Here is a 14,261-nt window from a genome sequence, read left to right as displayed (position 1 = left end):
GGTAGCCGGCGGGAGACTACGCAAACGCACTGATTGCTTCTGAAGCACCTGTGATCCCGCGAAAGGAGCGCTTCTTTGACGTCACTGTGAAGGCGCAGCAGGTCGGCCTTGACCACCCGGTGGGCGTTGCCGGGGGGCGCAGCCTCGCCAAGACCGGTCTGGACATCAGACCGCCTGACCGGCCACGACACCGCAAGCGCACCCTTAGTAGGTGGCGGCGTACTGCTGGAGGAAGGTCTGCGCCGCCTTGTTGATGGCCTTCACTGGATCTGCGGTGCGCTGGAAGTTGAACCACTCCCCTGCGATCCGCAGCCGGGTGAACTTCTCGTGGAGGTGGCTCTCCAATGGAAATCCGCCCGGCGACTGCCAGCGCAACACTATAAGAGAAACTGACCCGATCTGGAGCTGCTTCAGGCGCTTCTGGATGTTCGCGGCTACACCGATCTTTATGGACTTCGGGACGGATTCGGTGGACACGGCATAGACCCACCGGGAGTCCATCTCGTTGGTGCTCTCCGCCTCGGGCACACGTGACGCCCGGACCTCTGAGCAGGCCTGACAAACCCCTCTCAGGCCACCGCACGAGCACTGGCCGCAGTCGTCGCAAGGCACGCACGGTTGCTGGTTGGCTGGAGGTATCGCCTCGAGGTTCACGGAGAGGAGGAGACCCAGGCCGTGGTGCTCACGCTTGTCGATCGCACCGACCGCGGTGAGTTCAGCAAGGACTGGTAGCAAAGCGTCCGAGTCGGTCAGGCCCACAACATGTGCAACGTGGTCCAGGTCGAAGGTGTCGCTGCCCTCGTCGACCTGTTGGACTGCGGCGAGGACAGCGTATGTAAGGCGGGCGGTGGGGCTGAGCTCCTTGTTGAGAAGGGTGACGGCGTCGACCAGGACGGCGTAGGGGTGGCGGCGGTAGACGCGGATGAGGAGCCTCCTTCGGCGGAGGCGGCCCGCAGTGTTCGGGCCGCCATGTGATGAAAGCGCCGGGCGCGCGGATCCGTTCCAGAGCGGCCCCGGCCGACCGCCTATGGAGAGCCGTCGAAGTGCCGCCGCCTTGCGGCAGCCGCACGGTGCCCAGTCGGCGCCGACCGAGGGTGGACCTTCACCCGCGAGTGGGCGAGCACTACGCGCCCGCGCGCTCACTCTTCGTACGGGGCCTCCCAGAAAGAGTCCTCCGAGTCAGCGGCCTCTGCCTCAGCTATCTGTTCGGCGATCTCCCTGCGGACGGCCACCGTGTCCGCAGGAGACCACCCCGAGCCGCTGCCGAAAGGCAGTACACGGTCGTGGGGCTGGTACAGCTCCTCGCTTTCCAGACCGCGGCGACAGGCGCGGCACTTCCACGGCCGGCGCAGGGTGATCCACTGCCTGAGCCCGCACCAGGGGCACAACGCGAAGTACGCGCTGGGCCCGTGAGCGGCGGCCCAACTGGCGTAGCCTGACCGGCTGCGAGCGACCGTGATGCCGCCGTGGGTGCGTTCCGCGACCCAGCCAAGGAGGACCATTTCGCCACCGGGCCACGCGCAGGCGCAGGGGCCGTCGCAGCGGCAGGCGCGCGCCTTGCCCAGCTCGACGGCCTTCTCCTTTCGGGGGGTGGCTGGGCCCTTGACCTCAAGCCATGTCCCGATCTCGGGCAGCCAGAAGTCCGGCAGGTAATGCGCCCCTGACGGCAGGGTTATTCGCTCGGGCTCGTACTGCCAGAAAATGCTTTGGGTGTCGAGGGTGCGGGCCCAGTCGGCTTCGAGCCGAGAACGGAAGGTGGTACCGCTGTACACCGTCGATACGGCCTCGATGGGCTGGCCCTCTTCGGGGAGGTCCGTCACGGCGTCTCCGTTCTGGGTCAGTTCTGCGCCGCCCCGCAATTTGACCGCTAACCTCGCGCTTTCATGAAGCGACCTGTCCGACGGGTGGTCACATGGGCGAGACGTGCTTCTGAACAGCAAGATTACGGCTTCTCTACTTTGTTGGCCATCACCGAGTTCGCCCTCAACATTGGCGAAACGCTCCACTCACAGGCTGGTCGGTGCTGCTGGCCGAGATGGTCCGCAAGTCCGCTCCGAACAAAGCGATATCGGCGGCACTCACGCCGTGGCGCAAGCCGCGGGCAGTGCACGATCCGGGGAAGATCCTGCTGGATGTGGCCTTGGCCGTCGCACTCGGCCGGGGCTGTCTGGCCGACATCGGCATGCTGCGGGCCGAGCCGGATGTTCGGCCCGGTGGCCTCCGATCCCACAGCCCTCCGTGTCATCGACAGACTCGCCGCATCCGGCCCGAAAGCCCACGCGGCGATGCGGGACGCACGTTCCCGAGCACGGGGCGGGTCTGGGAGTTGGCCGGTGCGAGCAGTCCGGCCACCGACGGCCAGGTGATCGTGGACATCAGCGGAGTGCTAACCCTCGCGCGCTCCAAGAAACAGGACGCCACCGCGACCCGGAAGAAGGCCTCGGCCACCACCCCCTCGTCGCGTTCGTCGACCACGGCCAAGCCGGGTCCGGGGAGCCGGTGGCCGCCCTGCTGCGGCCCGGCAACGCAGGCTCCAACACCGCCGCGCACCACATCGAAACCGTCCAACTCGCCCTGGCACAACTCCTCAAGGCTCTGCGGCTGGGACGGCAGACACTGATCCGCACCGACTCCGGCGGCAGCATCCACGTCTGATGGGCAGTGGCTGTCGTATTCCGTCCGAATGACCATCACAGACGCCATCCACCAAGCCGTACTGAAGATCCCTAAGAAGGCGTGGACGCCGGCCCTAATACGCCGGCGGCACCCAGCGGCCCGGCGCCTGGGCCGCGGAGATCGCCGATATGCCCGACCTCGGCACCTGGCCCAGGGGGATGAGTCTGGTCGTCCGGGAGGAGCGGCCTCACCCCCGGAAAAGCCGCACCCCACACGCACAGCGTCCCCGTCAGCGAACTGATGAGAACTCATCAACGATTGAGGCTAACCTCCGTTCCATGCAGTTCATCCTCGATGGCGAATCCCTCGAGCTGACGTCCACGCTTGTTCGTAGGCGTCTCGCTGGTCACGTGCCCGAGGAGATCCGCGAGTACTGGGTCGAGGTAGATGGTGTGCATTGGCCGGTCAAGCAGGTCATCTCCCTTGCGACAGGTGCCAAGCGCAGCCGGTTTCAGTCGCATGCCTCTCGGCGGTGGCTGCAGAACCTCGGGTTCTTGATCGGTGCCGGATCCTCGGCCACCGAGAGCGGCTCAATCCCGCGGCTGACCGGCGCGACTCGTCGTGGGCCTTTCGACGAGTCCCAGCTCAAGGAACTGGAGGCGCTCGACGTCCGCGTTGCGTTCTCGTGGCTGAGCGCGGGCCCGATCACGCTGGACGAAGCCGGCCTGCCGAGGTTTCCCGGACTCCCGCGAGCGCCAGGGCTCTACCGCTACGATTTCGGTGTGGACGACGACGGCATCCGCGTGATCTACATCGGGGAGTCCGTGGAGCTGGCCAGGCGAGCCGGCAACTACCGCAACGCCAAGACGGATCGCTCTCGTCAGCGCACCAGCCGCCGCGTCCACAAGGAGATCGTCGGCCACTTGGAGTCCGGTGGTTCGATCGCATTCGCCATCGCAACGTCAGTCCGCTGGGGTGACGATGTCGAGCTGGACCTGCGGCTCAAGTCCGCCCGTCGCCTTGCCGAGAACGCTGCGGTGCTCCTCGCGCAGTCGCAGTCCGGGATCCGCGTGCTCAACATCGACGCGGAGCTGGGAGAGGGCAGCGAGTGAGCAGTCTCCCGGATCTTCGCTTCCTGCTCTCGATCAACAGCGAGAACGCGTGGAGCGATCTGCTCGCCACCCTCATGAATGCCGACCAGGCGATCACCCGCTCCGTGCTCGGGATCGAGGCTGTTGGCCCGCTCCAGATTCGTCGGGAGGTCTCGAAGTCGCGGGGCCGGAAGGCATCGGATCGACCCGACCTGGTGGTGGAGGCGAACGGTCAGGTTGTCGCTGTCGTCGAAGTGAAGCTGCTTGCCGGCCTCGGAATTGAACAGCTGGAGCGGTACTACAAATACGTCGTCGAGGATGACCGAGACGACTGCCAGTTCGTGGCGGTCTCACTTCAGCGCATCCGCCTCGACACCACCCATGCCCAGGACTGGCAGAACCTCACCTGGGAGGAGATCATCGCTCCCTTCGCCTCGTCCCCGGTGCCGTGGGCCGCGACGACAGCCACAGCCTGGACGAGCCACATCAAATCCCAGGTGCCGGAGGTGGATGGCCACACCGTCTGGAATCAGATCGACGGTATCGACCTGTACCTCGCTCTCCGACTTCGTGCTGCCTATATGTACGACAACGTCGCCTTGCCCGGCTGCTCATCGAAGTCCATCCAGGAGATCGGCTCCGGTGGCCTGTACATCGCGATCGTGGACGCCCCGATTCCGGGCAGCGGTTACACCGTCCGCTGGGAAGCCACCGAGAGCTTGCCGACTCAGGACGTTGGCAAGCTCGTCGACAGCAGCGGGCTTCGCGGGGTCGACTTCCGCTTCTTCCTCGTGCAGCAGCGAGTCACCTCCTCCAAGGCCTACGACTGGGATCACCTGGCGCTGCTCTGGCAGGAGTACCTCGCCCAAGAGGACTGGATTCCGTGGAGACCCCATCCGCCGCGCAAGACCTTGCAATGGGAGAAGGATGGCGTGGCTAGGCTCAAGGCGCTCCGCGCTCCAGCGTTCCTCGGCGCTGGCTACGGCGAGAAGCAGGCCAAGCTCAGCGGTGAAGTGGAGTTCGGCGCGCGCTTCGTGCTGCCGCCCTCAACCACACTCAAGGAAGCCACCGAGGTGCTCAGCAGGGTGGCTGTGATCGGGTCCCGGATGGCACAGCACGCGACTCAGCCGCAAGGGAGACTGTGATCGCATTAATCGACGGAGAATCTGACAGCGGCGATGCAGGGGTGGACGGATAGATGATGGGCGACTTTGGACCCGACCGCTTGCGGCAGCTCTTCGGCGACCCGAACGAGAACGGGGTCTACCTGGTCGGCGTCGTGGAGTTCTCGGACGATGCGAGCGAGGACCAGTTGTCGTACGTCGGGAACACTCAGATGGGGACCCTGGAGTCAGTTGCCAGCAGGCTCGGCTATGAGCGGCGTGACATCATGATTGCGGAGCCCTACCGAGAGCCTGGCCGTGGGGTGCTGCCGGACGGAACAGAGCTGGCAGTCACCTCGACCACCGTGCCGGGGAGCGCATCCTGGCATCGAAGTAGCCGGGAGCCAACGCCGGAGGAACGGCTCCGGTGGGCAGGGCATCCAGTGCCACCGCCACCTCCGCCCGAGCCGGTGCCGGTCGGTCCCAACATGGAGACAGCGAGGCCTCGGATCGAGGAGCACCAAGGCGAGGTCTTCTACACGAAGACCGGCAAACCCTTCACCTACCGGACCAACCACTACACCCTGGTCATCGTCGAGAGCCGGCGCAACGTGCAGTGGCACGAGATCACGTCAGCGCTGGAGGCATGGCCGATCGCGGGGCCGTCGGAGATTCCACGATGCCCCGAACGTTCAGGGCGGTACGTCTACGGGATCGTGTCCGACGAGCGGATCCGGCAAGGGGACTGGTGACAACCTTGGACCTGCGGCTCTGTGGCGGCTGATGCGATGCTCGCCGAACCTGCCAAATCGTCGGACGCTGCAGCTACGGTCAGGAGTGAGGTTCTACTACCGCGACTTCCTCGTCGACTGAGCGCCGAGGAGGACCCGAGTACTGACGAGGACGCATGGCCGAGGACCAGGAGTACGACGAGGTCGACGCAGTTGTTCGTATCCCCAAGGGCGAGCACCTCGCCGACTCGCGGAAGAGCGAAGGCTGGAAGCGTGGGTTCACTCCCAAGACGAGTGACAAGGGGCCGGAGCACGTCGAGATCCGCCTGAAGGCCGAAAAGGAGTCAGGTTCAACAGACAAGCCCGAGATCGTCTACGTCACCGAGTACGTGGCGGATCAGCGTCCTCAGCTCACCCCCGGCCAACAGGTCGTGGCTGACATCGCGGGCCAGATCATCGGTGATCTCGTAGAGATCGCAAAACCTCGCGTTGCCCACTGGTGGCATACCCAGGCCGTGCCGGTCCTCGTTGCCAAGGGCGAAGCCTTAGTGCTGAAGCAGCAGGCCCGCAGAGCCCAGAAGAAGGCCTTGCGGGCCGGGGCCACGACGACACCTCCTGTTGCCGTCCCGGGGGTAGAAGCTGACGCGCCTTCCCAAGATCTGGCCACCGCGCCCAGCGACCCGAAGGTCACTGTTACGAGCGAGCAGTTCCAGCAGATGTTCATGACTTGGCTCGCTCGTGAGGACGCCCAGCAGGCGCTCTGGAACCTCATCGTGAATGCCGAGGTCGAGGACGGCGGTGTTGCCACCCTGGCATGGCAGCAGGAACTGAAAGAGCTTTCGCCTGAGCAGCGAACCGAGCAGGTCATAAAGTTTCTCGCTACCAACCCCTCGATCCTGGAGGACTTCACTCGTCAGCTCATGGGCAGCATGGCCCTCGGGCTCGGCGAGACGGCTCTCAGGCGCGACCGGGCGTAGGGGGCCGCACCGTTTCAGGATGGCGCGTCACTAGAAGGGGCCTCCGACCTACGTCGGAGGCCCTCTGTAAGGCAAAGCCGCTGGTGGCGTCGGGCGAGGCGGGCTGTACGCCGGGTTCTGTCGCCCGACCAAGGACAAGGGCACTAGCCAATCTTGGCCGATCAGGTCGCGCGATTCACCGCTTGAGCTTCCAGCCATGCCTCTACCTCCGGCCAGCGGTAGCGCAAATAGCGGCCGACCTTGTGGGCTCGCGGCCCCTGGTGTCGGTGATTCCATATGTAGACCGTATTCAGAGGTACGCCCAGGAAGTCGGCCAGCTCCTCCGCGCTCATCAAGGGACAACGGTCCCCCGCGCCACTGGCGGCTTCTTCCGCAGGGGCAGTGGTTCGACGCATGGGCACTCCAAAACGGTTCGAAGCGGGCAGGAAAGAACCACGTGAGCGGTACTCCGCTGTGGTGGTGGGCGAACGTTTGCATTGAATTCCGGCCGGACCAAACAGAGGGCCTTTCGGCGAAATACCTACGACTCTTGCGAACTCTCGAAGGACACAGGCGAATCTTCGCTGAGGGTTCGTCGAGCCCTCGTCGAACCCTCAGCGAGCATTCGTCTAGGTGAAATCTTCTCTACCACTCTGCGCCCTTTGTCGCGAAGACCCCAAGAATGCATTTGACATCTTCAGCTCGCCTGGATCAACATCCAATTCACTCAGGGCGCGATGAACGGGCAGACAATCTCGCCGTCGACGATGACCCTGATCGAAAAGAGTCCACAAATAGACTCAAAGGGCCGTTGGAAACTAGGAGTTGAGTCGATGCCGTACGATCGCTGGCACAAGTCGCGCCCGAAAGACGGGGAGTCGACCTGCAAGGAACACGGCAAAGTTCCGACGCGGGATCACGGGACGGGGAAGCGGTGGCAGGCCCGATGGCGCAACAGGGAAGATGTACAGCAGACAGAGCTGTTCCGCACCGAGGTCGAAGCCCGCAGGCATGAGACCAAGATGCGGTCCGGAGTGGACGACGGTTCGTACATCAACCCTCGCGCCGGGGAGGTCAGGGTCAGCGAACTCGCCCTTACGTGGCTCAAGGGGCACGAACACAAGAATCCACGGACTTACCGACGCCACAAGGAGCGGATTCTCCTGCACGTCGTTCCTACCGCAGTTGGGAAGATGCGCGTAAAGGACGTGAACGCCTCATCTTTGCTGGACTGGCTGCACGACCGTCGCAGGCTGCTCGAAAGTTCCACGCTGCGCCTGGTCTTCGACAATCTTCGGGCTGTCTTTGACCTGGCCGTGGACGACAGCCTGATACACAAAAATCCGTGCCTCGCCAAGTCGGTGCAGGACGCCAAGCCGAAGCGAGGAGGTGGCGGCCGGGCAGATCTGACCCTAACGTGGGAGGACACCGAGAAGATCCGCGCCGAACTTCCCGACCGCTACAAAGCACTTGTTGACTGTGGTCGCGGCCTGGGTCTGCGGCAAGGTGAGATATTCGGCCTGTCACCAGAAGATATCGACTGGGCACATCCAGACGGCGCCATGGTGCACGTGCAACGGCAAGTAGTCCACGACGGCTCGTTCCTCGTATACGCCCTCCCCAAGGGCGGAGACGACGAGGACCCGAAGGACCGGTGGGTCGAGCTGACCGACGACGTGGCCATCCCCCTGCGCGAGCACATGGAGAAGTACCCGCCGGTCGAGGTGACCCGACCGTGGGGCAGCAAAGGCGGCTCCCCGGTCACGGCGCGGCTGATCTTCTACACCCGGGAGAAGACCGCCATTCAGTCGAATTGGTTCAACTCCTACCGCTGGAAGCCCGCCCTGGCGTCGGCCGGCCTCATCAAGCCCCTTGAGCCCGACGCGAAGGGACGACGCTGGGAGAAGTCCCGCGACGTGATGATGCACGCGCTCCGACACCTGTACGCGTCGATGATGATCAACGGCGGGGTAGACGTGTACACGCTCGCGGACCGACTCGGACACGCCGATCCCGCGTTTACCCTGCGTAAATACGTGCACCGGGTCGTGGGAGCCGGTTCCAAGGTCCGCATCGCGGTCCGGAGCGCCTACACCGGGGCCGCGTGAGTCCTGTTCCGTTCGGCTTGTGCAACAACCGTGCAAGATGATCTTCGAGAGGGGTCATTTGCACAGGTCAGAAGCTTTGTCTATGAGTTCCGCGACATCTGAGGGACAGGTCCCGCGCACCCCCCTTCCGCCCGGCGGAAGGGGGGTGCGTCGTCATGCGTGTCAGGTCGAGATGGCCTCGAGCAGGTCACCGACCTTGGGGTCGGGCAGGGCCCGTGCGACGTCGGCCTGGGCGACGATGCCGACCAGCGTGTGGCCGTCGATGACCGGAAGCCGGCGTACCTTGTGCCGGCTCATCGTCCGCAGGATCTCTTCGGCTTCGTCGTCGGCCCCGATGGTCACCACTTCTCCCTGGGCGAGGTCGCCGGCCTTCACCTGGGCGGGATCATCACCGGCACCAAGAACCTTCACGACGATGTCGCGGTCGGTGAGCATGCCTTTGAGCTTGTCGTCGGTGCCGCAGATGGGCAGGGCTCCGATGCCGAGTTCGGTCATCTTCTTCGCCGCGTCCAGGGCGGTCTCCTCGGCGCCGATGCAGGTGGCGTCCGGGGTCATGATCTCGCGTGCGGTCGTCATCGTGGACTTCTCCTCCTTGTTTCCGGCGGACTCGGCGGTGGGTGCGCCTGCGATGGTGGCCGGCGGGGTGGCGAGAACGCCGTCGCCGTCGCCCCGGCGCAGCACGGCGTAGCCGACCCCGATCCCCAGGGCGACGGGCCATTCCAGCACGTCCGCGGCCCCGAGGACGCCCAGGCCGAGGTAGAGCGGGAGGCCCTTCTTGGCGGGCAGGACCTGGCGGGCCACGGCGACGGGGAGCATGGCGGCGTTCAGTGCGCCGCTTGCCACCTGGCCGGGCGAGGGCATGGTCAGGGAGACCGGGGGCCGCTTCGCCGCCGACGGGGGTCGGGCGGCCCCGGAAGGGGGCCCGGCAAGGCGCTCGCCGGGGGCGGCGGTTCCGGTGCCGGACGGGAAGTGAGTTCGGGGTGTGGAGGTCACTGGTATCGCCTCGACTGTTCGATCAGGACTTCTGGAACCCTTATCAATAGGTCTATCCCGTATCGCCCCTTTCATGAGCTTCGATGAGACTGCCTCTGAAGGTTCATCCGCACCGACCGCTCTGATGCGAGGAGGCACGCTTCATGCCGCCGGAGCATGCCTCGGCCCTCGGAACGCCGCCGTTCCTGCGTTCGATCGTCTCCGGCGTCGCTTCTCGCGCGACGTCCGGTGCCCGGGCCGCCTGGGCAATGGCGGAAGGACTTCTGGCCGGGCCCGGCCGTGAAGTGTGGTGGTCGTCCGAGCGCTGTTACATCGCCGTCTACGGGGTCCACGGCGAGGGGGGCGAGGCCGTCGCCCGTCGTGTGCAGCGAGCCGTGGAGGGGCATCCGGGGGTGCTGTGGGCGCGGGTGAACGCGCCCATGGAGCGGGTGATCGTCGCGGTCGCGTCGCCCGCTCCCCCCGAGAGTGAGCTCGTCGCGCTGGTCGAGCAGGCCGAAGGCGACCATGCCGCCGACGAGGAGGCGTTCGACGAGTGGCAGCCGGAGCCGCACCACCCCGCGGAGGGTCCGCCTTCCCCGGCGGTTCCGGCTCTGGTGGCGGACACGCTGGGCCTGGCCCTGGTGACGTTCCGGCGGCTCGCTCCGTGGCTCGGCCTGCCGCCGGAGGTCGCCGGCGTCATCGATGCCGTTCGCCACCATCCCCGGCTTCGGCACCTGGTCGAGGGCATCGGCCCGACTGAGCAGGTCGATTCGCTGCTTCCGGTGGTCGGCGCGCTGGTGCAGGGTGTCGCCACGGGTGGTGGAGGGCTCGCCCTGGACGTGCTGCAGCGTCTTGCGGTGTGGCGGGAGGCGGACGCCGAACGCACGGCATGGCGCGAGCGCGAGGCCCTGCTGGTCCGCGGGCCGGAAGAAGCCGCCGCCGACGCGGTCACGGCCGGGCGGGCGGGCCCGCCCCCGCAGGACGGCGCCGACCGGTACGCCGAGCGGTCGATGGCGGCGGGCCTCGCAGCCGGTACGGCCGCCTTGCCGTTCGCCGGCCTCCGCAAGGCGATCGCGGTCGGTCTTGCCTCGGTACCGAAGGCGCCCGGCGCGGGACGTGAGGGCTTCGCCACGGCTCTGGGCCGGTACCTGGCACTGCGCGGGGTGGTGACGATGGACCGCACCGCGCTGCGACGCCTGGGCCAGGTGGACACCATCGTCCTGGAGGAAAACGCTCTTCGGGGGGACCGGTACGAGCCGGTGGACCTGGAGTTGCTGGAGGGGGCTGAGCCCGAGCAGGTCTCCGAGCGGCTCTTCGCGCTCTTCGACTCCGATGCGCCGCTGGCCGTCAGTCGCGCGGGCGACTGGGTGCTGGGGCCGCTGGACAAGCTGGACCTCGAAGGGCGGAGCGGTGGCAAGGCAGCGAATCGGCTGCGGCGGCGGGGCAGCGAGAAGACCCTCGGGCTGGCTCAGGGCCGTCGGCTCCAGGCGGTGGCGGGACTGGGCACCGAGTCGGCGCCCGGAGCCGACGCCGTCGCCGCGGCGGCGCGACGGGCCGGGGCCCGGGTCGTGGTCGCTTCCGACCAGGAAAGCCCCGGCCCGACGTTCGCCGACGCCGTGGTGGCGGCGGGCGACAGCCTGGCGGCCTCGGTCCGTGACCTCCAGGCCGAGGGCGCGGTCGTTCTGCTGATCTCCGGTGACCGCCGCGCGCTCGCCGCTGCCGACTGTGCCATCGGTGTGCAACGCGAGGACGAGCACACCCCATGGGGCGCCCATGTTCTCGTCGGGGCGGACCTCGAGGCGGCGGGCTTGATCGTCGACGCGGTAGGGGTGGCCGCCGTGGTCGACCGCGACAGCCACTACCTGGCCGCCGGAGGGAGCGGGGTCGGCGCCGTCGCCGCCCTCCAGGGACCGGCCTGGCGGGCGACCTCGCGGGCACTCGCCGTGAGCAACACGGCCGGGGCCGTGGCCTTCTGCCTCGGCATCTGGCGCGCCCGGCAGTTGCTGAGCCGCCCCTTCACGCCGCCGGTGACCCGCGTCCCCTGGCACCTCATGCCCGCGGACCGCGTCATGGAGCGGCTGGGAACGCGCGCGGAGGGCCTCTCCGTGCAGGAGGCGGCCGCTCGCAGCCCCGAGGCGCACGCGGGAGAGCCGACGAAGCTGACCTTGCCGTACGCGTTCGTCGAAGAGCTTTCCAATCCGCTCACCCCGATCCTCGCCGCCGGCGCCGCGCTTGCCGCGGCCGTGGGCTCCCGGACCGACGCCGCTCTGGTCGCCGCCATTACCAGCGTCTCCGCGCTGGTAGGCGGCGTCCAGCGCGTGCGGACGGATCACGCGCTCGCCGAGCTCTTCGCCCGGTCGGCCATCGAGGCGCGTGTGCGACGCGAGGGGCGGGAGCGTCTGGTCGCCTCGGGGGATCTCGTCCCAGGCGACATCGTCTCCCTGGGGCCCGACTTCGTGGTGCCCGCGGACTGCCGGTTGCTGGAGGCGGAAGGCCTCGAGGTCGACGAGTCCTCGCTCACCGGGGAATCCCTGGCCGTGAGCAAAGATCCCGCGCCGGTGGTCGCCGCGCACATCACCGGACGCCGCTCGATGCTCTACGAGGGCACAACCGTCTCGGCCGGACGAGCCGTCGCCGTCGTCGTGGCGACCGGCTCGGCGACGGAAGCGGGACGCAGTCTCGCCACCGCCCGCCAGGCCGCACCGGAAACGGGCGTGGAGGCCCGGCTCTCCTCGCTCACCCGCGCCAGCATGCCCATCGCCCTTGGGTCCGCCGCCGCCGTCGCCCTCTCCGGCCTCCTCCACGGCCGCCCCCTGACCGACAATCTCGCCTCCGCCGTCAACCTGGCCGTCGCCTCCGTCCCGGAAGGTCTGCCCTTCCTCGTCAACGCCGCGCAGCTCGCCGCCGCCCGCCGCCTGGCCGACAAGGGCGCCCTCGTACGCAATCCCCGCACGATCGAGGCGCTGGGCCGGGCCGACGTCCTCTGCTTCGACAAGACCGGGACCCTGACCGAGGGAACCCTGGAGCTCTCCGGCGTCAGTCACGGAGAAGAGGCCGCCGCCCTCGACCGGCTCGACAGCCGCCACAAGGAGGTGCTCGCCGCGGCGCTGCGCGCCACGCCGCCCGCCCGTCAGGCCGAACCGATGGCCCATCAGACCGACCGGGCCATCGTGGACGGCGCTCGCCGGGCGAACGTCACCACTCGCACCGGCGCGCCCCGTTGGCGGCGCACGGACACCCTTCCCTTCGAGCCGGCCAGGGCGTACCACGCCACCGTCGGCCACGCCGGCGGCGGTGTCCTGCTCAGCGTGAAGGGGGCGCCGGAGAACGTCGTCGACCGATGCACCCGGCGTCGCCGGCCGCACGGTGCCGTGGCTCTCGACGACGCGGCCAGGAGCGCCCTCGCGGGAGCGGCCGAGGACCTCGCCGCGGCGGGCAGAAGGGTCCTGGCCGTGGCGGAACGCCGCATGGAGACCGGCGAGGAGCTCACGGACGAAGCCGTGCAGGAGCTGGTCTTCCTCGGCTTCGTCACACTCGCCGATCCGGTGCGCGACAGCGCGGCACCCGCGACGGCCCGGCTGCGCGAGGCCGGCGTGCACACGGTCATGCTCACCGGCGACCACCCGGCCACCGCGGACGCCATCGCCTCCACCATCAGTGACGACGTCACGCAGCCGAAGGTCTGCACGGGCCCGGAGATCGACGAACTGGACGACGCCGCCTTGGACGAGCTGCTGCCCACCGTCGACGTCATCGCGCGCTGCAGCCCCGGTCACAAGGTGAGGATCGTCCAGGCCTACCAGCGCATCGGCAGAGTCGTGGCCATGACCGGCGACGGGGCCAACGACGCTCCTGCCATCCGCCTCGCCGACGTCGGCATCGCGCTCGGGCGCCGCGGCACCCCGGCGGCGACCGCGGCCGCGGACCTCGTCGTGACCGACGACCGGCTGGAGACGATCGTCTCCGCGCTCATGGAGGGCCGCGCCATGTGGACCTCCGTCCGTGCGGCGCTCGCCATCCTCATCGGCGGGAACCTCGGCGAGGTCACCTTCAGCGTCCTCACCTCCGCGATCACCGGCGCCACGCCGCTGAACGCACGTCAGATCATGCTGGTGAACCTGCTCACCGACCTCGCCCCGTCCCTCGCCATCGCGGTGCGTGAGCCCTCCGGCCAGTCCGGCGAGCGTCTCCTCGCCGAGGGCCCCCACCGCTCACTGGGCACCGCCCTCACCCACGAGATGCTGGCCCGCGGCATCGTCACGGCCCTCGGCGCGGGCCTCGCGTGGACGGCGGCCCGCCTCACGGGCCGCGGGCGGCGCGCGGCCACCGTGGCCCTCGCCGCCGTCGTCGGCACCCAGCTCGCTCAGACCCTCACCACCGGCGGCACCGACCGTAACGTGCTGGTGGCCGGGCTCGGCTCCGCGGCCGTCCTCGTCGCCATCATCCAGGTCCCCGGCGTGAGCCGGTTCTTCGGCTGCACCCCGCTCGGGCCCGTCGCCTGGGGCATCACCGCCGGCGCCGTCACCGGCGCCACTCTCCTCGGCCACTTCCTCGCGCCGTGGATCACCTCACGTCTCGCCCAGGGCGACAGCGGTTGATCCTCGGGCCCGGTGATGCGGGTACTCGCAGAACATGCCGTGTCACGGTCGGGGCCCTCATGCCTCCGACGCGGTCAGGGCCGCCC

10 protein-coding genes and 1 pseudogene are annotated in these 14,261 nt (G+C 68.0%); 7 read left to right on the top strand and 4 right to left on the bottom strand.

The window, feature by feature from the left end; genetic code table 11:
* Nucleotides 1-204 precede the first annotated feature (204 nt).
* Together MDN94_RS18470 and MDN94_RS18465 are read right to left on the bottom strand one after the other, a co-directional pair.
* Nucleotides 205-1,143: a GIY-YIG nuclease family protein gene (locus MDN94_RS18470; RefSeq protein ID WP_482726840.1), complete on the bottom strand. Its 939-nt coding sequence runs from the start codon at nt 1,141-1,143 to the stop codon at nt 205-207.
* Entirely contained in the window at nt 1,140-1,820 is a 681-nt protein-coding gene (locus MDN94_RS18465; RefSeq protein WP_482726839.1) for a PDDEXK family nuclease, read from the bottom strand. The genes MDN94_RS18470 and MDN94_RS18465 overlap by 4 nt, the downstream gene beginning before the upstream one ends.
* Before the next feature lie 197 nt (nt 1,821-2,017).
* On the opposite strand from MDN94_RS18465, the pseudogene MDN94_RS18460 reads away from it, so the two are divergent.
* The 5 genes and pseudogenes from MDN94_RS18460 to MDN94_RS18440 form a co-directional block, all read left to right on the top strand.
* Nucleotides 2,018-2,870, top strand: a pseudogene (locus MDN94_RS18460) (transposase); the annotation flags it as partial.
* An 84-nt stretch (nt 2,871-2,954) separates the two neighbouring features.
* Nucleotides 2,955-3,728 carry a GIY-YIG nuclease family protein gene (locus MDN94_RS18455; protein WP_482727124.1) on the top strand — a complete coding sequence of 258 codons (774 nt, stop codon included), beginning with the start codon at nt 2,955-2,957 and terminating at the stop codon, nt 3,726-3,728.
* Nucleotides 3,725-4,852, top strand: a complete 1,128-nt coding sequence (locus tag MDN94_RS18450; protein WP_482726838.1) for a PD-(D/E)XK nuclease family protein — start codon at nt 3,725-3,727, stop codon at nt 4,850-4,852. The genes MDN94_RS18455 and MDN94_RS18450 overlap by 4 nt, the downstream gene beginning before the upstream one ends.
* A gap of 446 nt (nt 4,853-5,298) precedes the next feature.
* Nucleotides 5,299-5,562, top strand: coding sequence for a hypothetical protein (locus MDN94_RS18445; RefSeq protein WP_482726837.1), 264 nt, complete (start codon nt 5,299-5,301; stop codon nt 5,560-5,562).
* Between the two features lie 155 nt (nt 5,563-5,717).
* Entirely contained in the window at nt 5,718-6,518 is an 801-nt protein-coding gene (locus MDN94_RS18440; RefSeq protein ID WP_482726836.1) for a hypothetical protein, read from the top strand.
* A gap of 161 nt (nt 6,519-6,679) precedes the next feature.
* Here MDN94_RS18440 and MDN94_RS18435 read toward each other — a convergent pair whose 3' ends face one another.
* Entirely contained in the window at nt 6,680-6,850 is a 171-nt protein-coding gene (locus tag MDN94_RS18435) for a helix-turn-helix transcriptional regulator (protein WP_346174884.1), read from the bottom strand.
* A 480-nt stretch (nt 6,851-7,330) separates the two neighbouring features.
* Between MDN94_RS18435 and MDN94_RS18430 the strand changes: the two genes are divergently transcribed.
* Nucleotides 7,331-8,605, top strand: a complete 1,275-nt coding sequence (locus MDN94_RS18430; protein WP_482726835.1) for a tyrosine-type recombinase/integrase — start codon at nt 7,331-7,333, stop codon at nt 8,603-8,605.
* Between the two features lie 162 nt (nt 8,606-8,767).
* Here the strand turns inward: MDN94_RS18430 and MDN94_RS18425 are convergent, their stop codons facing one another.
* A complete protein-coding gene (locus MDN94_RS18425; protein ID WP_482727107.1) occupies nt 8,768-9,181 on the bottom strand; it encodes a CBS domain-containing protein in 414 nt (137 codons plus the stop codon).
* 560 nt (nt 9,182-9,741) lie between these two features.
* Between MDN94_RS18425 and MDN94_RS18420 the strand changes: the two genes are divergently transcribed.
* Nucleotides 9,742-14,175 carry a cation-translocating P-type ATPase gene (locus tag MDN94_RS18420; RefSeq protein WP_482726834.1) on the top strand — a complete coding sequence of 1,478 codons (4,434 nt, stop codon included), beginning with the start codon at nt 9,742-9,744 and terminating at the stop codon, nt 14,173-14,175.
* The last annotated feature ends 86 nt before the right edge of the window (nt 14,176-14,261 follow it).

Source organism: Streptomyces sp. WAC00040, from assembly GCF_056835925.1.
The sequence above is the reverse complement of the archived record's forward strand: the minus strand, read 5'-3'. Positions and strand labels throughout refer to the sequence as shown.

Bases quoted from the DNA above. Each gene is read 5' to 3' on its own strand.
- MDN94_RS18455 (WP_482727124.1), top strand. From the start codon at position 2,955: ATGCAGTTCATCCTCGATGGCGAATCCCTCGAGCTGACGTCCACGCTT.
- MDN94_RS18445 (WP_482726837.1), top strand. From the start codon at position 5,299: ATGGAGACAGCGAGGCCTCGGATCGAGGAGCACCAAGGCGAGGTCTTC.
- MDN94_RS18440 (WP_482726836.1), top strand. From the start codon at position 5,718: ATGGCCGAGGACCAGGAGTACGACGAGGTCGACGCAGTTGTTCGTATC.
- MDN94_RS18435 (WP_346174884.1), bottom strand. From the start codon at position 6,850: ATGAGCGCGGAGGAGCTGGCCGACTTCCTGGGCGTACCTCTGAATACG.
- MDN94_RS18430 (WP_482726835.1), top strand. From the start codon at position 7,331: ATGCCGTACGATCGCTGGCACAAGTCGCGCCCGAAAGACGGGGAGTCG.
- MDN94_RS18425 (WP_482727107.1), bottom strand. From the start codon at position 9,181: ATGACGACCGCACGCGAGATCATGACCCCGGACGCCACCTGCATCGGC.
- MDN94_RS18420 (WP_482726834.1), top strand. From the start codon at position 9,742: ATGCCGCCGGAGCATGCCTCGGCCCTCGGAACGCCGCCGTTCCTGCGT.